Consider the following 24,504-nt stretch of genomic DNA (forward strand, 5'->3'; position numbering starts at 1 on the left):
GCGCCGATGGTACTGCAGGGGGGACCCTGTGGGAGAGTAGGACGCCGCCGAACAATCTTTCAGAAGAACCCCCATCCGGATCCCGGATGGGGGTTTTTCGTATGTCGTGATCAGGGTGTCCACACCGCCGTGAGCCCTTCTGCGAGACCATGGCTTCCATGGATACCGAGACGTTCGTACGCACCCGCCGTTCCCTGCACGCGGTGGCCCAGCTGGTGCTGGCTGGGCCTCAGCACCGGGTGGGCGGCACGATCCGGCTGCGTGCCTGCGCGGGCGGCTTCGCGACCAGTGTCGAGCCGCGCCTGCGGGTGATCGGCGCTGAGCTGGTCGGGCCGGGGGAGGTGCTGTCCCTCGAGTGGACCACGTGTACCGCGCTCGGAGCGGCACTCGGGCTCGCGGTCGGTGCTCCCGTCGGGCTGTACGAGGACGGGTTGGGCGTCGCCGTCGATGACGCGGTCGAGGTGGACCCGTCCGCTGCCGGCCGGCTCCTGCACTGCTTCGCGCTTGGCGACGCCGCGTTGCGTGGGCTGTTCCCCGGCGCGGAGCCGGTCATCTGGCCCGAGCACTTCGACATCGGGGTGACCGTCGACGGCGTCAACTACGGTGTCTCGCCCGGTGACGCGTTCCTGTCGGAGCCGTACGCCTATGTCGGCCCGCACATTCCTCGGCAGGGCGATTTCTGGAACGCGCCCTTCGGCGCTGCCCGGCGGATGCGTGAACTCGGCGGTGTCACGGGGGTCATGGCCTTTCTGGCGGAGGGCCGCCGACTGGCCGCCGGTGACGGTGCCGACGACGGCGTGGTTCGCTGACGTACCTACGACGCCATCGACGGCATCGACCGGTTCATCGGCGTGGGCGCGCTCGCACGATTCCGCACCCTCCTCCGGGGCCGGGCCACGTGACCGTAGGGCTGCAGGGCGCCGTCCACGGCCGCGGCCGGCGCGCCTCGGCCGTCCCGGGCGCGGCGGGTGATCGGCTCGTACTCCGTTGCCTGGGCCCGGCCCGGATCGGCCATGTGACGCGCATCACTGGCTGGGGGAAAACCGGGGGGCCCGGCGCACCGTAAGACCAGGACGTGAAGCGTTCACCGGCCTCGATGACCGAGGCCCAACTGGTCCGGCGGATCTCCCGCGGGGACACCGCAGCCTTCGACGAGCTGTACCGGCGCAGCGCGCCCTGGCTGACGGCGCGTCTGCGCAGGCGTTGCGCGGACGACGAGATCGTCGCCGAAGTCCTGCAGGAGACGTACCTGGCGGTGTGGCGGGCGGCCGGATCCTTTGCCGACAGCATGCGCGGCGAGGAGGCCGGCGGCTGGTTGTGGACGATCGCCGCCCGTCGGCTGGTGGACGCGTTCCGGGTGCGAGGCCGGCACAACGCCCTCCCGCCCGCGTCCGCGGCCCTGGGGCCGGCGCCCTCGGCCGAGCGCGAGGTGCTCGATTCTGTCATCGGGGGTGACCTCGGTGCGGCCCTGGACCGGCTCGCGCCCGAGCTGCACCAGGTCCTGACCGCGATGGTGCTCGACGGGCTGACGGTCCGTGAGACCTCCGCGCTGCTGCGGATTCCCGAGGGAACCGTCAAGACCCGTGCCCGCCGTGCCCGCCTCGACCTGCGAAAGGCCCTGTCATGACTGCGCACGCCCCCCGTCGGCTGCTGGTGAGTTACGTGCTGGGACCGGACGCCCCGGCCGGTCCGACTGACGGTCGGAGCGAGGGCCCGAGTGTCGGGGAGCTCTGGGCGGTGGAGGCGCATCTGGAGCGGTGCGCCGTCTGCCGGGCCGAGTTGGCGGAGGTGTCGCTGACCCACAGCCCGGCGGCCACCGCGCTGGTGGAGCAGGTGCGCGAGCGCCTGTCGGCGTCGCTTTCGCCGGTGCGTCGGCGCCGGTGGCGGCGGGCGCGGGGGGAACTGGCCCGGTGGGCGGCCCCGGCGTTCGGGCCGTGGGTCGCGGCGCTCGTGCTCGTCGTCCTCTGCGCTCTGGTCCTGGCGTCGGCCGTCGCGCGGGACTCCCCGACCCTGTTGCTCCTGGCCCCGGCGATGCCGCTGCTGGGCGTGGCCCTGAGCTGGGGCCCGCACACCGATCCGGTCCACGAGCTGGTCGCCACGACTCCGAGGGCCGGGCTCGCGCTGGTCCTGCGACGGACCGTGGCCGTGCTGGCCTTCGTGATCCCGCCGTTGGCGGTCGGTGGCTGGATCACCGGCACCGCACCCGTGCTGGTCCTGCTGCCCGCCCTCGCGCTGACCTGCGCCGCCCTGGCACTGGGCAGCAGGCTGGGCGTCCAGCGTGCCGCCACCGCACTCGGCGTCGGCTGGGCCGCGTTCGTGGTCATCCCCGCGATGGACGACAGGACCGTTCCGGTCTACCTGCGGGAGTCCGCCGCCCCGGGGTGGGCGGCCGCGGTCGCGGCCCTGGGCGTCGCCGTCGTCCTGTGCCGCAACACCTACCTGCACTCTCGTGAGGCCCGCGTGCGCCGGCGCTGACCCGGCCCGTCGTCCTTCGTGGACGCCGCCTTTCCCCGGCCCGGCGCCGCCTTTCCCCGGCCCGCGCCGGCGGCCACCTGTGCCGCCTTCCACCTGCCCTGCCGTGTCCTGCCCTGCCCTGCCCTGCACCCGTACTGCGAGGAGACCCGACCATGCCCGTCACCGGTACCGCGAGCGAGATCGCCCCCACCCGCTACTCCCACCACATCCGGGCCCGCGCGCTGACCGTGCGGCGGGGCCGCCGCCTGGCGGTCGACGGGATCGACCTGGACCTCGGCGTCGGCGTGCACGGTCTGCTCGGTCCCAACGGGGCGGGCAAGACCACCCTGATCCGTACGCTCGCCACCGTCCTGACCCCGCACAGCGGCGAGCTGGAACTCCTGGGCAGCGCCTGCCGCAGCCGCGGCGAACTGCGGGAGCTGCGCCGCTGGCTGGGCTACCTGCCGCAGGCGTTCGGGCACTACCGGCGGTTCACGGTGCGCGAGTTCGTCGAGTACATGGCCTGGCTCAAGGAGGTGCCCGGCCACAAGGCGGCCGACGCGGTGCAGCACGCCATCGACCGGGTCGACCTGACCGGACGGGCCGACGACCGGATGGGCTCGCTCTCCGGCGGCATGCTGCGCCGGGCGGGCATCGCCCAGGCGATCGTCAACGACCCCGACATCCTGCTCCTCGACGAGCCCACGGTCGGCCTGGATCCCGCCCAGCGCCTGGAGTTGCGCGCTCTGCTGCGCGACATCGGCGAGCGGTCCTGCGTCCTGGTCTCCACCCACCTGGTCGAGGACGTCGGCGCGGCCTGCACCGGCGTCGTGCTGATCGACGAGGGCGCCACGGTCTTCGCGGGCCACGTCGACGGGCTCCGCGCCGCGGGCACCGACACCGACCCGGGCGACAGCGACATCGAGCGCGGCTACTCCGCCATCCTGCGCCGGCACCGCCAGGCGAAGGCCGGCGCCGGCGCGTAGGCGGCGCACCCCCGGTCACCCCTGATCGCCCTGCGATCGCCTTCCGATCCCCTTCCAATCGCCCTTGCGACACCCCGCCTGTCCTGATCCCCTCGACCACTGGAGACCGTGATGTTCCGAATGGTGCGCCTGGAGGCGAAGCGCTCGATCGCCCTGGCGCTGTTCCTGGTGATGGCCGCCGTGACCCGTGCCTTCCTCTGGATGGACGTCCAGGAGTGGGCGGCCAGTTGGACGCCCCTGGTCTCCTCGATGCGGGCGACCGCCTGGACCGGACTGCCGGTGGTGCTGGCCGCCGCGATCTGGCACGGCGGGCGGGAGCGTCGCAACGCGGTCACCGAGCTGTTCGCCGCGACGCCGCGGCCGCGCCCGGTCCGGCTGCTGCCGGCCGTCGTGGTGCTGGCCGGTGCCGCGGTGCTCGCCGTGACCGCGGTGGTCGTCTGGGCCGCGGTCATCGTCTCCGGGCACGCGACCTTCAGCGACGGCGAGTGGCCGCTGGGCCTCGCGGTGGGGCTGCTCGCCACGGTCGCGGTCACCCTGCTCGGGCTGGGTATCGGACGGGCGGCGCCGACGCCGGTCGCGGCGCCGCTGGGCGCGGTGCTGTTGTTCCTGATCCTGACGGTGAGCCGGATACGGGACGGCCGGCCGGCGAACCGCCTGGTGGACACGGTGCTCCCGATGCTGCCGGTGACGGACGACTTCCACCGGGTGCTGCCCTCGCTGTCCTTGGCCCAGAGCGTCTGGTTCGCCGCCCTCGGTGTCACCGGCGTGCTGCTGACCGTCGCGGCCACCACGCGTGCCCGGGTCCTGGCCCTGGCTCCGGCCGTGGCCGGGATGGCGGTCGGTGCCCTGCTGGCGCCCTCCGGCGCGATCGTCCCCGCCCCGCGGGCCACCGAACTGGTCTGCTCACCCGAGGACAGCAGGGTCTGCGTCACCAAGGTGCACAGCAGGGCGCTGCCCGACCTCCTGGCTCCCGCCCGGAGGGTGCTCGACGCCTTCGCCGAGGTGCCCGGCGGCCCGAAGCGGATCCAGGAGGACCCGGTGACCTGGAAGCTCGAGGACGACCGGCCGGCCGCTGCCAAGGACCCGGGTACGGTGCGCGTCCAGCTCCCGAACCGGACCCAGGAGGGCGGCATCCGGTGGGAACCGGCCACCCTCCTCGACGTGGTGGCCCGCAACGCCGTGGTCGACCTCGACTGCTTCTCCGGAGCGCAGGAAAGGGCCCGTGCGGGCGACGCCGCCTCCGCGATCACCGCACTGCTCCTGGGCACCCCCACCGACAAGCTGGGCCCCCTCGCGCGCACGGCCTACGACACCCTGCGCGCGCTGCCCGCCGAGGAGCGCTACCGGCGGATCGGGGACAGCCGAAAGGCCGGGTTGACCTGCGGCGACCCGCTGGGTGCCATCACGGGCGAGGGAGCGGGCCGATGACCCCGGGACTGCGCGGCCTCGTGCTGCACCTGCGCAGCCGGGCGATTCCGGCGACCGCCGTGGTCTTCCTGTGCGCCGCCGCCCTCACCTGGGCCGGGTGCCGGATGGACGATCCGGGGGGCTCTCGCATGGTCCGCCTGATCGCCGTGGTGCTGGGAGTCGCCGCTGTCGCCCGCACCCTGGCCGGCCCGGACGAGGAGCTGGAACGCGGTACGCCCGCCCGCTGGCGGCTGATCCGCGCGCTCCACCTGACGCTGCTCGGCGGGGCCCTGCTCGGCCTGCTCGCCGCCGTCGGCCTGCTTGCCGGTCGGCAGACGCACGCCGTGCCGCTCGGCACCCTCGTCCAGGCCGTGTCGGCGCTCACCGCGACGACCGCTCTGGCGGCGGTGCTGTTCGGGGCGCAGGCGGCCTGGGCCCCGCCCGTCGGCTGGGCGCTGCTCATGCTGGCGGTGGGACCCCGGGACAACATCACCGGAGAGGCGCTGACCTGGATGGTCCAGGAGCCCCACACCGACGTCTCGAGGACGGTGCCCGCCGTCCTGACCGTGGTGGGCGCCGCCGCCTACATCCGGTGGGGGAGCCGCGGAGGATCGTCCGGTCGTTGATCGACGCGATCGTCCGGACGTACCGATCGGGCGCCGCCGGCCCCACCCGCCCGGGTCTGAACCACTGTTCAGGCTCGAGCGGGTGGGGCCGGCTTTTGTCGTAAAATCAACGTTTGTGCCGGTCACGGCCGGTGACGGTCGGTCAGGGCAGAGGCGCGGAGGGTGCGATCGGACGGGCCGGACGGGCCGCCGCGGTGGTGCCGCCGGGTCAGACTTCACCGTCCGCGGGGGCGGACCGGTTGCCCTTCCGGGACCTGCCCGGTTGCCCTGCGGGGACCTGACCGGTTGTCCCGTGAGGGCAGGGCCGGCCGGGCTGGTGCGGCCGTGCGGCGCTGTCCGTGGGTTGTTCGAACCCGCCACGGTTACTGGTGGGTGTTGACATGGTCACGGGTTGTAGGAGGAGATACGGGGGAAGGGGGAGGTCGCGGAGACGAATGGGCCGAAAGGGCTCGTCGACATCGTGGGCATCCGGCGCGCCCTTCCCCGGGCCGACTGCCCGGGGAAGGGAAGATCGCTTTGCGTGCCGAATCAGTTGCCCTGCCTGATGTCGCTCAGCGAACCGCTGACATTGAGGAGCTCGTGACATGTGGACGCCTGCTTGCCCGAGGCCGGGGTGCCCGGGGACTCGCAGGTCACACTCGCCGTCACGGCCTGGTCTTCGGAGACCTGGATGGGAGTCACCCAGTGGTAGTCCTGGTTGCGGAAGGTCTCCAAGGCGATCGTGGTGATCGTCTGGTTTCCGGCCGTGATGGTCAATAGCCCTTGGTCGCCTTGGAAGTTGGCAGCCACGATGTCCGTGATGTCGAAGACCTTGCCGTGCGGCACCTGGTAAGTGCCCACGGCGGAGGCGGCGTTCGCGCTCTGCACGTCGATCGTCGCGGAACTCTGCGAACCGGTGCCCGGCACCGCGAGGCCGCCCGGGCCGGGGTTGCGGCCGCCGGGACCGGAACTCGGCTGCCCGGCGCCCGGCTTGTTCTGGCCACCGGGGCTCGCACCGGAATGGGCCGGCGTCGCGCCGGCTTCGGGAGCGCCGGGGGTCGGAGCCGGGGCGGGGGTGGCGGACTGCTGGGCGACGGCCTTCTCGGCGGCCTGCTTCGCCGAGCTGCGCACCGCCGGGCGGACCAGGGCGAACCAGGCCAGCAGCAGGGCGAGCAGCGCCGCCAGAAGAGCGAGCAACCACTTGGGGAGGATCGGCAGTTGAATGAACTCACCGTCCAGGGTCGGACGTTGAGCAGCGGTCAGGGCTGGGCTCGGGGTGGTCTCGGCCGTGCCCTCCGGACCCTTGCCGTCCGCCCCTTTGCCCTCTGCGCCCTTGCCGTCCGGGCCCTTGCGGGCTTCGGGCTCCTCCGGGCCCACCGTGACCTCGAACGGCCAGGACGCCGGCTTGCCGAACCAGATCAGCTTGCGGGTGCGTGCCTGCAGCCGCACCTCGCCGGACTCGCCGGGAGCGAGACGCAGCCGCTCCGGGGTGACCTGGAACCGCAGGTCCTCGCCGGCCTGTCCGGGAGTGAGGACGACGGTGCCGGGAGCGTTCCCGAGATTGCGCACCGAGGTCCGGTAGCGTCCGCGCAGCCAGCCTCGGCGACGGCGCGGCGCGAGGGCGGCCTGCAACTCGTGGAACGGGGTCACGGTGACCGTGGTTTCCGGAACCGTCACCAGCTCGGGGCGTTCGGCCGGCAGCACCCGGATACCGAGCGGGAAGTCACCGGCCCGCGCGGCGGGCGAACGCGGCGGAGCCAGGCGCACCGTCACCGTCTCGGACGTCCCCGGGAAGAGCGAGATCCGGGCCGGTTCCACGGTCGTCCAGGCGGCACAGTCGCCGACCACCTCAAGCGAGTACGCCTCAACGATGTCGAGGTCGTTGCGTACCGTCAGGGTCGTGGTGGCCACGCCACCGGGGGCCACCGTCAGTGCGGGCAGGCCGAGTTCGGCGGATGTGGTCATAGCGTGACGGTAGGACCTCCGGACGGTCCGAGGAGAGGGCCGTACGGGCAAGCCGTGGGCACACCCCTTGCCCGTACGGACCGACCGACCCCGTCCGGTGCCGTCGGCGCACCGCGCGGACCGGGTGCCCGCACCCCAGAGCCACGGCCCGCGCTGTCCGACGGCGGCCGGCCGTCACCACCACAGGTCCCCTGGAGAATGGAGTGTTCGATGACGTCGACCGACACAACCCGTACATGCCGTGAGGAAGCCGTCAGCACCCTGCGGACGACGGTGGCACCTCGGTCCGGCCGCGCCCGCCCGTCCGGCAACGCCCGTCCGTCCGGCAACGCCCGTCCATCCGCGGCAGGCGGCGCCTCCGCCCAGGTGCGGGCCAAGCCGGACCAGGTGCGCGTGGCGGTGTACGCGGAGGACATCATCCTGCAGACCGGTGTGGTCCAACAGCTGCGCCAGCGGCCCGAGGTGGAGCTGCTGAGCGAGAGCGAGGCGGCGCAGGCGGAGGTCTCCCTGCTGGTGGTCGACGCCATGACCGAGACGGTGGCCGAGCACCTGCGCCGGCTGCGGCTCGCCTCGTCGGGCGCGATAGGCCTGGTGGTGGGTCACTTCGAGGCCGGCGGGCTGCAGACGATCGTCGAGTGCGGGGTCGCCGCCGTGCTGCGCCGCTCGGAGGCGGACCAGGACCGGCTGGTACACCTCATCACCGCCCTGGCCAACGGCGAGGGCGTGATGCCCGGGGACCTCCTCGGCGAGCTGCTCGACCGGATCGGGATACTCCAGCGCACCATGCTCGACGGGCGGGGCCTGACCCTGTCGACCCTGACCGCCCGGGAAGCCGACATGCTGCGGCTGGTCGCCGAGGGCTTCGACACGAGTGAGATCGCCGCCCAGACCTCGTACTCCGAACGCACCGTCAAGAACGTGCTGCACGAGATCATCACGCGGCTGGGCCTGCGCAACCGGGCGCACGCGGTGGGGTACGCCATGCGGCGCGGCCTGATCTGAAGGCCGCGGCCGTGGCGGCCTGCCCTTTGGGGACACAGGTTGTTACCCCCGGCTCGGGCGTCCGGACTCTGTCCCCGGGGGCCCGAGCCGGGGAGACTGCGGGGAGACCGCCCCTGCCATCCTGAGAGGTCGAGCGTGATCGGCGCCACCGGCACTCCCCGCTCCATCCGGCGGCCGGCCCGGGCCGCCGCCGCCGTCCTGCTCGCCATGGCGGCGGCCGTGATGACCCTGGGCACCGCCGCCCCCGGCGGACAGGGCGCCACCACGGTCCCGGCCGCCGCGGCCGACCCGGCGGCCGGGCGGATCGCCTTCGCCGGCACCGACCACCGCGGCCTCGGCCGGGTGACCGGCACGGCGACCAGCACCCCGCTGTTCGGGCCCGGCCCGATCCACTTCGACCAGGACCCCTCGGCCCGGGGCGACGAACTGGTCTTCACCAGCCTGCGGGACAGTCAACTGCCCCAGGTCTACCTGCGCGACGCGGCCGGCGCGGTCCACAAGCTCACCACCGGCATGGACACCGGCCACCCCGCGCTTGCCCCGGACGGCAAGGCCGTCGTCTTCGAGGCGCTGGAGCCCACCGGGGCCGGCGGCGCCCCCCGGCACGCCCTGTGGGTCGTCAACCGGGACGGCAGCGGGCTGCGCCGGCTGACCGACGGCCCGGCCGACGAGACGCATCCGACCGTCTCGCCCGACGGCAAGTGGGTCGCGTACGCCTGTACCGGCGACCCGGCGCACACCCAGATCTACCTGCGGCCGTTCACCGGCGGCGCGCCCGTCAAGGTCACCGACGTGACCAGCGGAAACGCCGTCGACCCGACCTGGAACCCGGTGAACGACGACGCGCACCGCAACCAGATCGTCTACACCTGGGACCAGGGCGACCAGGGCCGCACCCTGATGCTCACCTCGCCCACCGGCGGCGACAAGGCGTTCTTCCTGCGCACCGGGTCCACGTGGCGCACCGGTTCCGCCGCCTGGATGGCCGACGGCAGCGGGGTCCTCTTCCTGAGCTCCGACCTGCCCCCCGCCAACCCCCCGGCGCAGCAGCCCGAACCGCCCCGGGCGCCGGTCGTCAACCTGTACCGCGCGCCGACCTGCTCCTGCGACGACCCCCGACTGCTCTACAGCACCGACCGGTCGATCGCGACGCCGGCCTGGCTGGGCAGCCAGGACAAGGGCGGGCCGGTGGTGGAGCAGACCAGCGCCACCACCGCCAACGTCGCCGACCTCCAGGACGTCCGCCCCGACGGGGCCGACCCGCGCGACCTCGGCATCAGCGTGCTCCGGGAGGACCCGGCCGCCGACACCAACACCGACCCCGACCCGGCCGCCGACCCGCTCTTCCACCCCCGCCCCGGTTACGACCCCTGGTACGAGCGGCAGACCTACACACCCGACGGCCGGCAGATCGCGGTGACCCGCTACGAGGACGCCGAGGCCGGGCGGATCCAGCGGATCTGGCTGGCCGACGCCGACGGCGCGAACCCGCACCCGATGAACCTGGCCGGCCGCGGCCCCGCCGACCGGGACACCGACCCCTCCTTCTCGCCGGACGGCAAGCTGCTCGTGTTCAGCCGCAGCACCCCGGGCCGCGGACAGGAACCGGGCCGTCCCGGACGGATCCTGATCGCCCAGGTGTCCACCGGGGCGATCGTCGGCACCGTCGAGCCGCCGGCCGGGCAGGCGGGCGCCTCCGACGGCGAGCCCTTCTGGTCCCCCGACGGCAAGCTGATCGCCTTCTCCAGGACCGAGGTGATCAACGGCAACGCCGGCAACATGCACATCTGGACCGTGCCCGCCGACGACCTCGCCCGGCAGGCCGACCTGAGCCGGGCAGCCTGCCCGGGCAGCTGCAACGTCATCGACGACAGTCCGGTGTTCTCACCCGACGGCCGGCGCATCGCCTTCAACCGCAAGGCCGGTGACGGCGGGAACAACCGGCGGGACGGCGTGCTCGTCACCTCGCCCACCGGCAGCGACTGCACGGTGATCCTGCCCACCGCGCTCCGCGGCCAGAAGAACGCCTGCACCCGGCCGCTGCCCGACACCTCCGAAAGCGGCCCGTTCCAGCCCCGCGACGTTGCCTGGACGGCGAACGGCGCGCAATTGGTGCTCACCTCCCGCCGCGCCCTGCCGCCCAACTCGCCGGAGGGACTGGCCGTCTACGACTTCGCGGCCGGCACCCTCACCCCGCTCGACCGGCGGTTGCCGGGACGCCAGAAGGAGCCGACCGTCCAGCAGTCCGTCGACCTGGCACTGAGCGCGCCCGAGCGGACCCCCGCGGTCCCCGTCCAGGGCGGCACCGACGTGACGATCACCGTCACCAACAAGGGCCCCGCGCCCTCGCCCGGCACCGTCCTCACCGCCTCGGTGCCCACCGGCGCCCGGCTCGGCGGGCTGACCAGCCCCGTCGGGCAGTGCGACGCCGCAGCGCTGCGCTGTGACCTCGGCACCCTGGCACCGGGCGCGGTGGTCCGGGTGACCGCCCGGCTCATCGGCACCCGCACCGGCACGCAGGAGTTCGGCTGGAGCGTCACCGGGACGGTGGCCGACCCGAACCCCGGGGACGACTCCGCCCGGACCTTCCTGCCGGTGCTCGACGCGCCGACGCCCTCGCCGACGCCGACGCCGAGCCCGACGCCGACACCGACCGTCACCCCGACCCCGACCCCGACCCCGACGCCGACCACCGCCCCGACCCCCGCACCTCCGCCGCCGCCCGGCCCCGCCCCGGCACCGGCCCCGGCACCGCCGCCGCAGGCCGGACCCGGGGTGTCCGTCGACGCCCAACCGAACCCCGGCTACGTCGGCGGCCACGTGACGGTCAGCTACACGGTGCGCAACACCGGACAGGCCCTCGCGACGGGGCTGCGCCTGACCCTCGGCCTGCCCGCAGGTGTGCCCACCGAGCCGCTGCCCCCGGGCTGCCGGGCCGGGACCTGCGACCTGGTCGACCTCTCCCCGGGCGGCAGCCAGGTGGTCCGGGTGGTGCTGTCACCCGACGCGGCCCTGCAGACCACCATCACCGCGGAGCTCACCACCACCGGTACCGACGCCACCCCGGGACCGCACCGGGCGAGCACCCCGCTGCGCATCCTGCAGCCCCGCATCGTCGCGGTGCCGCCGATCGGCAAGCCCGGCTTCGTGACCTCCGTGCGCGGCTTCGACTTCCCGCCCGGCGCGCCCGTCCGCTTCACCTGGCAGCCCGGCATCACCGCGGCGGCGGCACCGACGTACCCGCGGGCCGACGGCACCTTCGCGGGCCAGCTGCTCATCCTCCCCAAGGACGAGACCGGCCCGCGGACCATCACCGCCGACGGCCCCGGGTTCTCCCCGGTGACCACCCCCTTCCTGGTGGTCGAGGGCAGCGTCGGCCCGCCGGGAGAGGTGGACCGGCGGTGATCCACGAAGTCGACGAGGCACTGCGGCTGCTGCTCGCCGAAGCCGGTCTGCCGGAACGCGGAGTCGAGGTGGTCTTTGATGCGCCCACCCGCGACTTCGCCTCCCGGCGCACCGCTCCGACGGTCAGCGTCTTCCTCTACGGGATCCGCGAGGACACGGACCGACGGCAAGCCGGCGCCGTCGCCGAATACGACGAGGACGGCGTCGTGGTCGGCCACCGGGCCGCGCCCCGATGGTTCGAGCTGGCCTACCTGGTCACCGTCTGGACCAACCGGCCGCAGGACGAACACCGGCTGCTGGCCGAGGTCCTGCAGTGCCTGACCACCGTGGACGCGCTGCCCGCCCGGATGCTCACCGGGACGCTCGCCCAACTCGGACTGACCGTCGGGATCGACATCACGGGGCGCGACACCGGCCTGCCGTCGGTGTCCGACGTCTGGTCCGCGCTCGGCGGGGAACTGCGGCCCTCGATCGACCTCAGGGCGCTCGCCCCGCTGCCCGGCGGGCTCAGCCCCGCGGGGCCGCCGGTCACCGAAGGCCTGGTCGTACGCGTCGAGGACACCAGCCGGGAGGCCGGGGCCGGCACCCCGGAGAGTGCGGCACCCGCTGACGGGCCGGGCCGCCGACTGCGCTACCACGGCGGCGCGGACCCCGGACCGGACGGCTTCGCCGCGCCCCGGGACCGCGAGCTGCCGCCGGGCCGCCGGCCACGGGGCAGGGCGCGATGAGCCTCGACCTCGGGTCGGCCACGGCGGCCACGCCGGTCCCGGTCCCGTCGGTGACGTCGGTGACGGAAGCCGCGTCGTCCCCGGAGGCCACCGACGGGGCAGCGGCCGGACCCGACCACCTCTGGGAACGGCTGCACCGCGTCGAGCAGCGGGTCCGCAGCGCGGTGCGCGAGCGCCGGGCCGACGACCCGGACCCGGACGACCCGTACCGCGGCCAGTACCTCAGCCCGGAGGCGGTGGAGCGGATCCTGGCGGCCTCCGCCACGGCCTTCCGCGACGGCGGAGCCCCCGGCGACGGTCCCGCGCCGCCGCCCGGCTCGCGGCTCGCCCGGCTCGGCGAGGCCTTCGGGCTGCTCCCGGTGGATGTCGAACTCCTGCTGGTGGCCCTCGCCCCCGACCTCGACACCCGCTTCGAACAGCTCTACGGCTACCTCAACGACGACCTGACCAGACGCCGGGCGACCGTTGGGCTGGCCCTCGAACTGTGCGGACTGTCAGGGGCCGGCGCCGGCCGCTTCCGGTTCTCCGTACGGGCCCCACTGATCGTCGGCGGCCTCCTGGACGTCGCCGAGCCGGAGCGCCCACTGCTCTCCCGCACCCTGCGCGTGCCGGACCGGGTGACGGCCCACCTGCTCGGCGACGACGAGCCGGACGGCGCGCTCGCCGGGCTGGCCCGCCGCGCCACCCCCGGGCCCGACCCCGGCGTCGGAGCGGCCGCGGAGTTCGTCGACCGGGTGCGCGCGGCCGCGGCGGACGGCGGACTGGTGCACCTGCTGGACCGGGACGGGCACGCCGGGCCGCCGGCCGTGGCCGCCCTCGCCGCCGACGGCCGGCCGCCCCTGGTCATCGACGCCGCCGCGCTGGCCGCCCGCCCGTCGCCGGGCATCGTGCGGGTGCTCGCCCGCGAGGCGCGGTTGGCCGGGGGCGGTGTGGTGCTCGGACCGCTGGACCGGCTCGAACCCGAACGGCCCGAGCGGGCCGCCCTGTTGCGCGACCTGTGCGCGGAACTCGCGGGCGTCCCGCTGATCGTGCACGGCCCGCAGGTGTGGGACCCGGCCTGGTCGCGGGAGAGCCCGCTGGTGATCACCGTCCCGCCGCCGGACGCGCGCGGTCGGACCGAACGCTGGGCCCGCGCCCTGACCGGTCCGTCGGACGGCGGTGAGCCGGACCCGCTGAGCGAGGAGCTGGCCGAGGCGGTGGCCGCCTACCGGGTGGACCAGGAGAAGCTGGAGCGGGCCGCCGCCGTGGCGGCCAGGACGGCGGCCGCCGAACGGCGCCCCGTGCGCGCCGAGGACGTGCGGGCCGCGGTGCGCGCGCAGAACGCCGCGGGCCTGGCCCGCCTGGCCCGCCGAATCGAACCCGCCGTCGGCTGGGCCGACCTGGTGCTGCCCGATCCCACCGCGGGCCGGCTGCGCGAGCTCGTGCTGCGCGCCCGGCACCGCGACCAGGTGCTCGGGCAGTGGCGGATGCGGCCGGGCGGCGCTCGGGGCAACGGCGTGATCGCCCTGTTCGCGGGGGAGTCGGGCACCGGCAAGACGATGTCGGCCGAGGTCGTCGCCGCGGAGCTCGGCATGGAGCTGTACGTCGTGGACCTGTCCACCGTGGTGGACAAGTACATCGGTGAGACCGAGAAGAACCTGGAACGCATCTTCACGGAGGCCGCGCAGGTGAACGGCGTCCTGCTGTTCGACGAGGCGGACGCGCTGTTCGGGAAGCGCTCGCAGGTCAAGGACGCCCAGGACCGCCACGCCAACGTGGAGACGGCCTACCTGCTGCAGCGCATGGAGTCGTTCGAGGGGATCGCGGTGCTGACGTCCAACCTGCGCGCCAACCTCGACGAGGCGTTCACCCGCCGGATCGACGTCATCGCGGAGTTCCCGCTGCCGGACGAGGCACAGCGGCGCGTGCTGTGGGACCGCTGCCTGGGGCCACGGCTGCCCCGCGGTGACGACCTCGACCTGGACTTCTGCGCCCGGCACTTCGAACTCACCGGCGGCTCCATCCGGGCCTGCGCGGTCTCCGCGGCCTACCTGGCCGCCGGAGCGGGCGCTCCGCTGGGCATGGCGCAGCTGGTCGCTGCGGTGGTCGGCGAGTACCGCAAGCTCGGCCGGCTGGTGCTGGAGAGCGAGTTCGGGCCGTGGCTGAGCGTCCTCGGGGACGCCGGGCGCACCTGACCGCCCGTCCGCCCGTCCGCCCGCCCGCTCGGCGGCGGGCGGTGGGGCCTGCGGGTACCCGTCGTGGTGGCCGCCGGGGGCAGTCGTTCTTGCCCCCGGTCCGGGACCTCGGGACATGTCCCCGGACGGTGCCCGGGCAGCAGACTCGGGGACGAATGACCGGCCACCCGAAGGAGCGCGAATGCCGTCGTACCTGACCCCGGGCGTGTACGTGGAGGAGGTCCAGTCCGGTGCCCGGCCGATCGAGGGCGTCGGCACGGCCGTCGCCGCGTTCGTCGGCTTCGCCGAGACCGGGCCCTTCCACGAACCCACGCTGGTGACCAACTGGGACCAGTACGTACAGCGGTTCGGCGGGTTCACCGAGGGCACCTACCTGGCCCACTCGGTCTACGGCTTCTTCGCCAACGGCGGCGGTTCCGCCTACGTGGTGCGGGTCGGCGACCCGGCTCGGCAGGCCGCCGCCGGCGCCCCCGCCCCGGCCGTCGGAGCGCCCGCGCCCGTCGCGGTCTCCGGCTTCCTGTTCTCGGCCCTGCCCGGCGCCGGCGGCGAGGTGTCCGTCGAGATCGCCGACGCGGAGGGCGAGAACGTCCCCGAGGACCGCTTCCGCCTGCTGGTCCGCCGGGGCGCCGAGGTCGTGGAGACCTACGACGTCTCGACCCGCAAGAGCACCAAGGGCTACGTCGTCACCCAGCTGCGCGAGTCGAAGCTGGTCGCCGTCACCGAGCAGGCCGGCACCGCGCCGAGCCGCCCCGAGCGCCGGACCCACGCCCTGGCCGCCGCCCCCGCACCCGCCACCGGGCCGGTCGCGGCCGCCGCCGCCCGGCTCGACCCCGCCGAGTACGTCGGCGACTCCGCCGCCCGGACCGGTTTCTCCGGCCTGGAGGCGATCGACGAGATCACCATGGTCGCGGTGCCCGACCTGATGAGCGCCTTCCAGCGCGGCGACATCGACGCCGAAGGCCTGCGCACCGTCCAGCTGGCCGTCATGTCGCACTGCGAGCAGATGGGCGACCGGATCGCCGTCCTGGACCCGCCGCCCGGCCTCAACGCCCAGCAGATGCGCAGCTGGCGCAACGACGAGGCGGGCTTCGACTCCCGCTACGCCGCCCTGTACTACCCGTGGATCAAGGTCTTCGACCCGGCCACGGGCCGCAACGTCATGGTCCCGCCGAGCGGGCACGCCGCTGGCGTGTGGGCGCGCAGCGATGCCGAGCGCGGCGTGCACAAGGCGCCCGCCAACGAGGTCATCCGCGGCGCGGTCGACCTGGAGATCCGTCTCAGCAAGGGCGAGCAGGACCTGCTCAACCCGATCGGCGTCAACTGCGTGCGGGCCTTCCCCGGGCGCGGCATCCGGATCTGGGGCGCCCGCACCCTCTCCTCCGACCCGGCCTGGCGCTACCTCAACGTGCGCCGGCTCTTCAACTACCTGGAGGAGTCCATCCTCCTGGGGACCCAGTGGGTGGTCTTCGAACCCAACGACGACCGGCTGTGGTCCAGCATCCGCCGGAACATCACCGCGTTCCTCACCGAGGAGTGGCGGCGCGGGGCGCTGTTCGGCCAGACCGCGGCCGAGGCCTTCTACGTCAAGTGCGACCGCGACAACAACCCGCCGGAGTCCATCGACCTCGGCCAGGTGATCTGCGAGATCGGCGTCTCTCCGGTGAAGCCGGCGGAGTTCGTGGTGTTCCGGCTGTCCCAGTTCTCCGACAGCACGAGCCTCGTCAACGAGTGACCGGCACGGTCGGCATCCATCGGAAGGTAACAGCACGTCATGGCTGAAGGCGATCCGCTCTCCACACACATCTTCGGCGTCCAACTCGGCGGCTACAACGTCGAGTCCGTCAAGGAGATCAGCAACCTGACGGTCGACCAGGAGGTCGTCGAGTACAAGCAGGTGACCCAAGAAGGCAAACTGATCGTCCGCAAGCAGCCGGGCGCCCGGATGCCGGGCGAGGTGACGATCACCCGCGGCCTCGACAAGAGCAGCGCGTTCTCCAACTGGATCAAGGAGACGCTCAACAACGGGGCGATCAACACCGCGCGGCAGAACCTCACCATCGAGGTCAAGGACACCACCGGCGCCACCCTGCGGCGCATCCAGCTGACCAACGCCTGGGCGAGCCGCTGGGAGGGCCCCACGCTCACCGCCGGCGAGTCCAGTGCCGCGTCGGAGACCGTGACCATCGTGTTCGAGGAGATCAGCGTAGAGTGAGGCGGAAGATCGGCCTGGAGGAACTCCTCGAACGGGCCCCGGCCGCGCAGAGCACCGCGCCGCCGGCACAGCAGCCCGCCGGGCCGTCCGGGTATCCTGGGCCGTCCGGGCCCCAACGGCGCGCGCCGCACACCGAGTTCGAGTTCGAGCTGCCGCTCGGCTACGTCGACGACGAGGGCGGCGTGCACCGGCACGGCACCATGCGCCTGGCCACCGCCCGCGACGAACTGATGCCGCAGATCGACCTGCGGGTCAAGGAGAACCCGGCCTACCTGAGCGTGGTGCTGCTCAGCCACGTCATCACCAGGCTGGGCGACCTCACCGACGTGCACACCGGCATCGTCGAGCGGATGTACGCCACCGACGTCGCCTTCCTCCAGGACCTCTACCAGCGGATCAACAGCGAAGGCCACACGCGCGCCGCGGTGACCTGCCCGCACTGCGACGGCGCCTTCGAGGTCGACCTCGCCGGTGGGCGCCTGGGGGAATCGTGACGTACGCGCCTGCTCGGCTGTACGAGGAGATCGCGTACATCGCCTATCACTTCCACTGGCAGCGGGAGGACATCCTCGACCTGACCCACCGCGAACGCGGGCAGTGGGTGCGCGAGATCGCGCGGATCAACACCCGTGTCAGCGAAGGCGGGTGAGCCGGGTGGGGCTTCGGGACTGGATCAGCCGCCGGAAGGCGGGTGAGGCGGCGGACGGTGATGTCGGCGGTCTCGGCGGTGCCGGCGTTGTCGATGGTGGCTCCGGCGACGGTGCCGGGGCGCCGGCCGGGGTTTCCGGTGCCGGCGGTGCCGGTCGGCGTGGCCCGGCCGCAGGGGACGGAGGATGGCGCGCGGTACGGCCGCTCGCCCCGACCCTGTCCGGGGCGGCGCGTGGGGTCAGCGACGGCCTGACGTTCAGGTCCCGGCTCGCCGCGTGGCAGGACCCCTCGCTGAGCGGCCCGCTCGGCCATGCGGTCCTGCCGTCCGCCCCGGCGGGGATCCTGCGGGCGATGGCGCGGCCGGTCGCGCCGGCCGGATCCGTCGCGGGCGGGGACCAGCTCGCCATGCCGGTCGCCACGGGTACGTTCGGGGCGGGAGAGCCACGGGCGGACGAAGCGGAGCCGGCGGCGGACTCGGGGGCGTCGAGGAAGGCGCGGCCGGTTCAGCGGTCCGGCGCGGTACGGCGGCTTCCCGTGCGGTCGGCGCCGCGAACGGCGCGCTCGGCTCGGGCCGACCGGCCGGCGGCTTCGGAGGGCGGTGGCGGCGGCGGTAACGGTGGTGTGCCGACGGTTGGTGAGCTCACGCCCGGTGCGGGAATGCCTGGTGCGGTTGCCGCGTCGGCGCGCCGGAGCGAAGCCGTGGGTCCGGCCCGCCCGGTGCGGCCCCGCCCCGTCGGCGAAGCGCTGATCGTGGCGCGGCGCCCCCGGTCGCTGCCCGCGCGCCCGGTGACGGCGGTCCCCGGGACAGCGGTCCCGGTGACGGCGGTCCCAGCGGCAGGTGGGACTTCGGGTGCCGTCTCCGGGTTGCCGAGCCGCAGCCCGGATCCGGCCGGCGGCACGGGCTCGCCCGCGACCGGCGAGGCCGCCGCGCGGACGGCGGTCGGCCCGGGCGTCACCGCCGGGACCGCGCGAAGCGGGCCGGCCGAAGGAACCGTCCAGCGTGCTGCCCTGCCGGGCACCGCTGCGCCCGCCCGCCCGGTCCTCGGTGCGCCGATGACCTCCCTTCCCGCGAGCGCCTCACCCGTGGCCCGGGCCGCCACCGGCCCGCAGCTCCCCGACGCAGCCTCGGGCCCGCCGGCCATGCCGGTCGTCCCCGCCGACGCGAAGTCCACCGGCACCGAGTCGGGTGGACTCGACGCCACCCAGGACCGGCGTGCCCGTACGGCTGTCGAGCCGGGCGGCGCGGCGCCGTCCCGCCCCGCGCGTGGGTCCGTCGGCGCCGGACCCGTCCAGCGCACGCCGTCCGGGGCCGGTGCCTCCTCGCAGCCATCGCTGTCCACACCACCGTCCACACCGCCGTCCGCACCGTCATCCCATCCGCCGGCGCCGACTCCCGAACGTGCCGGACAGGTACGCCCCGACCCGTCGCCCGCCGCCCGTACCCGAGGGGGCCTCGGTGCGCCCCTCGACGCGCTGCCGCCGACGGCCACAGCGCCGGGCCGCACCGCCCCGCTGCTCGGTGGGCGAGCACCGGTCCGACGGATCACGACCCCGACGACGGGTGCTGCCACAGGCGGCAGCACCGGGAGCGCGGCGGAGCAGGGCACGCCCGCCGCCACGGCGCCGCTGGTCGGCGAGGGGCCGCGGGTGCAGCGCGCCGTTCGGCGTTCCGGTGACGGCCCGGCGGGGTCGCCGGCCGGACCTCAGGGCGGCAACGACGGACTGGTCCCAGGCCGGGGCCCGGTCGGCGGAAGGCAGGGTGTGCCACCCACCGTCCGGCGCTTCGGCGACGGTTCGGCGGAGTCGACAGCTCGACCTCAGAATGGTGGACCGGACGTGCCCACCGCTGCAGCCGCGCCCGTGGTCGGCGAGGCGCCGCGCGTGCAGCGCGCCGTTCGGCGTTCCGGTGACGGCCCGGCGGAGTCGGCAGCCCGGTCCCAGAACGGCGATGACGGACGGTCGGCGGGCCGGAGCGGCCCGGCCGACGGTGGTTCCGGTGCGCAGACGAGTCGGGAGCACCGGTCGGGCACCGCGCCGCAGCCGGTCGCCCCCGCGACCCGGGCCCGCCCGGCCGGGGACCCGAGCCACGGTGGCGCTCCGCTCGGAAACGGTGTCGGTGTCGGTGTCGGCCCGGCGGTTCCCGCGCGGCCGGTGACCGGAGGCTGGGGCGTGCAGCGCGCCGTGGCACGCACCGGCCCGAGGCGTGGGCTGATCGGCGAGCGCCCGATGAGGTTCGCCCTCGCCGCCCTGCCGACGCCGCCCGCGACCGGGACGGGCGCTCGGCCCGGCGCAGGCACGGCGGCGCCGGCCCCACCCGTGGTGCCGGCCGTCTGGCCCAGGGCGCTCCAGCCGCGCACGGACGGCGAATCGGCTGCCGAGCCGGCGGCGACGGGCGGCCGGGGGCGCGGGCCTGCGGCTGCTCCGCAGCGTTCGCGTTCGCGGCGTACGCCCGGCGCGGGGGACGGCCGTACCGCCGTCGGGCAACCGGCTTCGCAGGGAAGGTCGTTGGGAACCGGCGCTTCGGGGCCCGCAGTCGTGCAGGGCCGCCAGTCATCCGGCGCGGCTGCGGTGCAGCGTTCGTCGGAGCGAGGCGGCAGCCGGGGGGCGGCCGATCACCCTTCAACGCAAGGGAGTTCGGCGCTGCCGGGTTCTGGTCCGGCAGCCACGGCGCCGGGCCGGCCATCCGGCGTGGGCGCGGTACGTGGGGTTGCGGCTGCGGTGCAGCGTTCGCTTTTTTCTCGGCGTCCATCGGCCCGGCGAGACGCCCGGTCGGCGCCCGATGACCCGTCGGCGCAGGGGAGTTCGGTGCCGGGCAGCTCGTCCGGTGCGGTGCGCGGGGTCGCGGCTGCGCTGCAGCGTTCGCGTGCGCGGCGTCCCTCCGCCCGGGTGGACGGCCGGGGGGCGGGCGATCACCCGTCGGCGCGAGGCAGTTCGGCGCCATCCGGCCCACCCGGCACCGCTGGCCAGGCCGCCCCGACCGGGCCCACGGACCCACCGCGCGCCCTGCCCGGCCGGGCCCGTGCGGCGGTTCCGACCGCGGGCGGCCCGGTGCCCCCGGCGCTCGGACGGCCGCAGGGTGGCGCCACCAATGCGGGTGGCCCGGCCATACAGCGTGTCGTCGCACCGGCGTCCGCAGGGCGTCCGGGGCCCGGCGGCTCCGCTTCGCCGTCCGCTGCCGTGCCGACGGGTCCGCGTCCCCCGGTGGTCCGGCTCGCGACGCTGACGGCCCCGTCGGTCCAGCGCCTTCCGGCCGCCGGCCGGCTTCCGCAAGCCTCCGCGCCGCCGGGCCCGGGTCGGCCGGCGGACCCGCAGCTTCCCGTGGCAACCTCGCCCGTCGCGTTGCGCGCCACGAGCGCTCCTGTCGTACCGTCCGCCCTCTCCGCGACGACCGGGCCTGCGTCACCGGCGCCCAAGCCGCCATCGGCGGGCACGGCGCGGGTGTTGCAGCGGGTGGCCGAGCAGGCGGGCCTGGTCGGGGTGCCGTTGACCGCCGTGCCGGCCCGTACGCCGACCACGGTGCAGGCCGCCCCGCCGATCAACTCGCCCTCCCGGACGGGTTCCTCGCCGCCCGCCGGCGGATCACCGGCCGAGACGGGGGGCCAGGGGCCCGCCGACCTCGACGAGCTGGCCCGGCGCCTGGTCGAACCGGTCGGGCGGCTGCTGCGCACCGAGCTGCGCAGGGGGAGGGAGCGCAGCGGGCGGCCGTACGACGGGCGCCGCTGAGCGCAACCGAGCAGAGCGCAGCGAAAGGGCGCAGCAGGCAGGGCGCAGCAGGACAGGGCGTAGCAGGGCAGGACAGGGCGTAGCAGGGCAGGACAGGCGGCCGGTTGGCGACCGCAGCAACGTGACCGGAAGCAGTACACAGGAATCAGGATGCGGAACCGATGACCGACAACATCTTCGCGACCAGTGTGTTCTTCAGCCTGACCATCGGCGGCAACGACCTGGGCGAGTTCACCACCTGCTCGGGGCTCGGCGCCCAGGTCGAGATCGAGCAGTACGCGGAGGGCGGCAACAATGGCTTCGCCTGGCAGCTGCCGGGCCGCATCACCTGGTCGAACATCACGCTGACCCGCGCGGTCACCGCGGACACCGTCAAGATCGCGCGCTGGCTGAACGAGATCGTCCGGAAGGTCGAGCCGAAGGACGGCGAGATCGTGGCGCTGCGGCCCGACTTGAGCCGGATCGTCGGCTGGCAGGTGCTCGGGATCGTCCCGGTGCGGTGGGAGGGGCCGTCCTTCGACCCCTCCAGCTCCCAGGCCGCGATGGAGACCCTGGAGATCGCCCACGCGGGCCTGCGCCCGTCCTGACGTCCCAGGCAGTCCCCCCGGCCGTCCCACCAGTCGTCCCCCGGCCGTCCCACCAGCCGTCCCAGCCACGTAAGGAGCACCCAGGATGTCCTCGGCGGTCCCCGCGAGCGTCACCCGGGCCCAACTGACCATCATGGAGCCGCCGTCGACGGTCGGCGCGCAGCCCGGCGGCGCGCTCGCGCAACTCCAGCTCCAGTTCAACCCGGCGACCCTGGTGCTGCGCAAGACCACCGAGTGGCGGCGGACGCCGTCCCGGATGGCGGGCGAGTCGGCGTTGCCCGAGTTCGTCGGCAGCGGTCCGCGCTCGCTCTCCCTCGACGTGTTCCTGGACTCGACCGCGACCCACGACAACTCGGTGGAGCGGGCGGTGGAGAAGCTGATGACGGCGTGCGTGCCCACGCCGACCAGCCTGGCGCGCAAGACGCCGGCCAGTCCGTGGATCCGGCTGGACTGGGGCACCCTGAAGACGACGTCGTTCAACGGGGTGCTGACCGGCCTCTCCGTCACCTACACGCTGTTCGACGTGAACGGCAATCCGCTGCGGGCGGTCTGCTCGCTCACCATCGACGAGGCGAGCGTCGACCCGGCGGGCCAGAACCCGACCTCCGGCTCGCCGGAGGCCCGCAGCACCCACCGGGTGATCGCGGGCGACAGCCTGCCGCTGCTCGCCTGGCGTGCGTACGGGGACGCGACGGCGTGGCGCACCATCGCGGAGGCCAACGACATCGACGATCCGCTGGCCCTGGTCCCCGGCGCGGAGCTGATCGTGCCGGGGATCGACGAGCTCACCCGGGTGGGGCGGCCATGACCACTCCCGAGGCCCGGGGCGGCCGGTCGTTCGCCGCGGATCCGGTCGTCGAGGCGCCGGGCCCGCTGCCGCCGATCTGGGCGACCCAGCTGGTCTCCTGCGACATCGAGGAGAGCGTCGGCCTGCCCGACACCGCGGTGCTGGCCTTCCGGGACGCGAACCACACCTTCCTCGCCGCGACGGGGATCACCATCGGTACCAAGCTGCGGGTGTCCGTGGTCACCGTGCAGGGGCACACCCGGGCGCGGCTGTTCACCGGCGAGGTGACCGCGCTGGAGCTGGAGGTGGACACCACGGGCTCGTACACCGTGGTGCGCGCGTCGGCGGTCACCCACCGCCTCATGCGCGGGCGCCGGGTGAAGGCCTTCCGGAACATGACGACGGCCGACATCGTCCGCGAGGTCGCCGCGGGCGCGGGTCTGGCCTGCGGTCGGATCGACTCCTTCCCGGTCGTCCACCAGCAGCTCTCCCAGGCGAACGTCCCGGACTGGGAGTTCCTCCAGTTCCTGGCGCAGGAGAGCGGCGCCAACGTGCGCGTCGACGACGACGGGAAGCTGGAGTTCGTCCGGCCCGAGCCCGCGTTCGGGGCGCCGGCCCCCTCCACCCCCGCGCCGCAGAGCCCGCTGGTCCTGGAGTACGGCCGCAACCTGCTGGAGCTGCGCGGTGTGCTGACCGGCGCGGCCGGCGCGGACACGGTCGAGGCGCGCGGCTGGAACGTCACCACCAAGAGCGCCCTGGTCGCCACCGAGCCGTCGGTGACCTCCCGAACGGTGATGCCGGGGATGAGCCCCTCGACGGTGACCTCCGCCTTCCCCGGACCCGCCCGGCTGACCGTCGCCGACACCCCGTACCGCACGCAGGCGGAGACCACCGCCGCGGCCCGGTCGCTGGCCGCCTCGGTGGCCGCCGGCTTCGGCGAGCTGGAGGTGGTCGCCGAGGGCAACCCGCGGCTGCGGGCGGGCACCGCCGTCGCCCTGGGGAACGTCGGCGCCGCCTTCTCCGGCCGCTACACCGTCACCGGGGCGCGCCACCTCCTCGAACCGTTCCGCGGCTACCGGACCACCGTGGTGGTCAGCGCGTCGCCCGACCGCTCCCTGGCCGGGCTGGTCACCGGCGGCAACGCGCCGCCGCGCGGGCCGCGGATGCCGGGCCTGGCCGTCGCCGTGGTCACCGACGTCCGGGAGCCGGGCGACGGGCAGCGCGGCTGGGTGAAGCTCAAGTTCCCGTGGCTGGACGACACCTACGTCTCCGACTGGGTGCGCACCGTGCAGTGGGGCGGCCACGGGGGCGGCGGCGTGGTCAGTCCCGAGGTCAACGACGAGGTGCTGGTCGGATTCGAGCAGGGCGACCTGGACAGCCCCTACGTGCTGGGCGGGCTCTACAACGGCGTGGACCGGCCCTCGTCGCACGACGTGCCACTGGTCGACGCGGCCTCCGGCAAGGTCAACCGCCGCTCCGTGGTGTCCCGTTCGGGCCACCGCCTGGAACTGCTGGACGTGCCGGGCGGCGCCTCAGGGGTCCGCCTGGCGAGCGGGGACAAGAAGCTGGAGGTCAAACTCGACCAGCAGAACGGGGAGATCGTCCTGACCGTCCACGGCCTCGGCGGCGCGGCCGGCAGCACGGTGCGGCTCTCCTCCTCCGGCATCACCCTGGACGCGGGCACCGGAACGGTGGACGTGCGCGGCGGATCGGTGACCGTCCGGGGAACGACGGCGGTCACGGTGGACGGCGGGGCCGAGGCGGTCCTCAAGGGGGCATTCGTGCGTATCAACTGACGGTCAGTCGGAAAGCACCATCAGA

The 24,504-nt window shown here is 74.5% G+C and carries 19 protein-coding genes; 18 read left to right on the top strand and 1 reads right to left on the bottom strand.

The features are described 5' to 3' along the window. Window positions 1-158 precede the first annotated feature (158 nt). The 6 genes from ACIBEC_RS45005 to ACIBEC_RS45030 all read left to right on the top strand — a co-directional run bounded on the left by ACIBEC_RS45005 (window position 159) and on the right by ACIBEC_RS45030 (window position 5,473). Complete coding sequence (locus ACIBEC_RS45005; protein WP_360509044.1) at window positions 159-809, top strand: hypothetical protein; 651 nt, start codon at window positions 159-161, stop codon at window positions 807-809. 287 nt (window positions 810-1,096) lie between these two features. Then, window positions 1,097-1,627: an RNA polymerase sigma factor gene (locus ACIBEC_RS45010; protein ID WP_360509046.1), complete on the top strand. Its 531-nt coding sequence runs from the start codon at window positions 1,097-1,099 to the stop codon at window positions 1,625-1,627. After that, window positions 1,624-2,475, top strand: a complete 852-nt coding sequence (locus ACIBEC_RS45015) for a zf-HC2 domain-containing protein (RefSeq protein ID WP_360509042.1) — start codon at window positions 1,624-1,626, stop codon at window positions 2,473-2,475. The genes ACIBEC_RS45010 and ACIBEC_RS45015 overlap by 4 nt, the downstream gene beginning before the upstream one ends. Window positions 2,476-2,627: 152 nt before the next feature. Further along, on the top strand, window positions 2,628-3,440 hold the full coding sequence (locus tag ACIBEC_RS45020) for an ATP-binding cassette domain-containing protein (RefSeq protein WP_360509040.1): 813 nt from the start codon (window positions 2,628-2,630) through the stop codon (window positions 3,438-3,440). A 111-nt stretch (window positions 3,441-3,551) separates the two neighbouring features. Then, on the top strand, window positions 3,552-4,868 hold the full coding sequence (locus ACIBEC_RS45025) for a hypothetical protein (RefSeq protein ID WP_360509038.1): 1,317 nt from the start codon (window positions 3,552-3,554) through the stop codon (window positions 4,866-4,868). Next, window positions 4,865-5,473 (top strand): hypothetical protein, encoded by a 609-nt coding sequence (locus tag ACIBEC_RS45030; protein ID WP_360509036.1) that lies wholly within the window; start codon window positions 4,865-4,867, stop codon window positions 5,471-5,473. Before ACIBEC_RS45025 ends, ACIBEC_RS45030 begins: the two co-directional genes overlap by 4 nt. A 528-nt stretch (window positions 5,474-6,001) precedes the next feature. Here ACIBEC_RS45030 and ACIBEC_RS45035 read toward each other — a convergent pair. Then, window positions 6,002-7,417, bottom strand: coding sequence for a hydrolytic protein (locus ACIBEC_RS45035; RefSeq protein WP_360509034.1), 1,416 nt, complete (start codon window positions 7,415-7,417; stop codon window positions 6,002-6,004). Window positions 7,418-7,627: 210 nt separating this feature from the next. Here ACIBEC_RS45035 and ACIBEC_RS45040 point away from each other — a divergent pair, with 210 nt between their 5' ends. The 12 genes from ACIBEC_RS45040 (at window position 7,628) to ACIBEC_RS45095 (ending at window position 24,479) form a co-directional block, all read left to right on the top strand. Beyond that, window positions 7,628-8,419, top strand: a complete 792-nt coding sequence (locus ACIBEC_RS45040; protein ID WP_360509032.1) for a LuxR C-terminal-related transcriptional regulator — start codon at window positions 7,628-7,630, stop codon at window positions 8,417-8,419. Window positions 8,420-8,626: 207 nt separating this feature from the next. Further along, the gene (locus ACIBEC_RS45045) at window positions 8,627-11,824 is read left to right on the top strand and encodes a hypothetical protein (protein ID WP_396290665.1); all 3,198 of its coding nucleotides are present in this window, start codon (window positions 8,627-8,629) and stop codon (window positions 11,822-11,824) included. After that, a complete protein-coding gene (locus ACIBEC_RS45050) occupies window positions 11,821-12,552 on the top strand; it encodes a DUF4255 domain-containing protein (protein WP_360509028.1) in 732 nt (243 codons plus the stop codon). Before ACIBEC_RS45045 ends, ACIBEC_RS45050 begins: the two co-directional genes overlap by 4 nt. Next, window positions 12,549-14,726 (top strand): ATP-binding protein, encoded by a 2,178-nt coding sequence (locus ACIBEC_RS45055; protein WP_360509026.1) that lies wholly within the window; start codon window positions 12,549-12,551, stop codon window positions 14,724-14,726. Before ACIBEC_RS45050 ends, ACIBEC_RS45055 begins: the two co-directional genes overlap by 4 nt. 181 nt (window positions 14,727-14,907) lie before the next feature. Then, on the top strand, window positions 14,908-16,458 hold the full coding sequence (locus ACIBEC_RS45060) for a phage tail sheath family protein (RefSeq protein ID WP_360509024.1): 1,551 nt from the start codon (window positions 14,908-14,910) through the stop codon (window positions 16,456-16,458). Window positions 16,459-16,497: 39 nt separating this feature from the next. Continuing rightward, window positions 16,498-16,938 carry a phage tail protein gene (locus tag ACIBEC_RS45065; protein WP_350524442.1) on the top strand — a complete coding sequence of 147 codons (441 nt, stop codon included), beginning with the start codon at window positions 16,498-16,500 and terminating at the stop codon, window positions 16,936-16,938. Next, the gene (locus ACIBEC_RS45070; RefSeq protein ID WP_360509022.1) at window positions 16,935-17,432 is read left to right on the top strand and encodes a hypothetical protein; all 498 of its coding nucleotides are present in this window, start codon (window positions 16,935-16,937) and stop codon (window positions 17,430-17,432) included. The genes ACIBEC_RS45065 and ACIBEC_RS45070 overlap by 4 nt, the downstream gene beginning before the upstream one ends. Then, window positions 17,429-17,587, top strand: coding sequence for a DUF6760 family protein (locus ACIBEC_RS45075; RefSeq protein WP_360509020.1), 159 nt, complete (start codon window positions 17,429-17,431; stop codon window positions 17,585-17,587). The genes ACIBEC_RS45070 and ACIBEC_RS45075 overlap by 4 nt, the downstream gene beginning before the upstream one ends. Before the next feature lie 3,449 nt (window positions 17,588-21,036). Continuing rightward, a complete protein-coding gene (locus tag ACIBEC_RS45080) occupies window positions 21,037-21,309 on the top strand; it encodes a hypothetical protein (protein ID WP_360509018.1) in 273 nt (90 codons plus the stop codon). 161 nt (window positions 21,310-21,470) lie between these two features. Further along, entirely contained in the window at window positions 21,471-21,896 is a 426-nt protein-coding gene (locus ACIBEC_RS45085) for a phage tail protein (RefSeq protein WP_360509016.1), read from the top strand. Between the two features lie 85 nt (window positions 21,897-21,981). After that, on the top strand, window positions 21,982-22,704 hold the full coding sequence (locus ACIBEC_RS45090; protein WP_360509014.1) for a LysM peptidoglycan-binding domain-containing protein: 723 nt from the start codon (window positions 21,982-21,984) through the stop codon (window positions 22,702-22,704). Continuing rightward, window positions 22,701-24,479, top strand: coding sequence for a VgrG-related protein (locus tag ACIBEC_RS45095; RefSeq protein WP_360509012.1), 1,779 nt, complete (start codon window positions 22,701-22,703; stop codon window positions 24,477-24,479). The genes ACIBEC_RS45090 and ACIBEC_RS45095 overlap by 4 nt, the downstream gene beginning before the upstream one ends. Window positions 24,480-24,504 lie beyond the last annotated feature (25 nt).

The sequence above is a fragment of the Kitasatospora sp. NPDC051164 genome (assembly GCF_044455625.1).
Lineage (GTDB): Bacteria > Actinomycetota > Actinomycetes > Streptomycetales > Streptomycetaceae > Kitasatospora.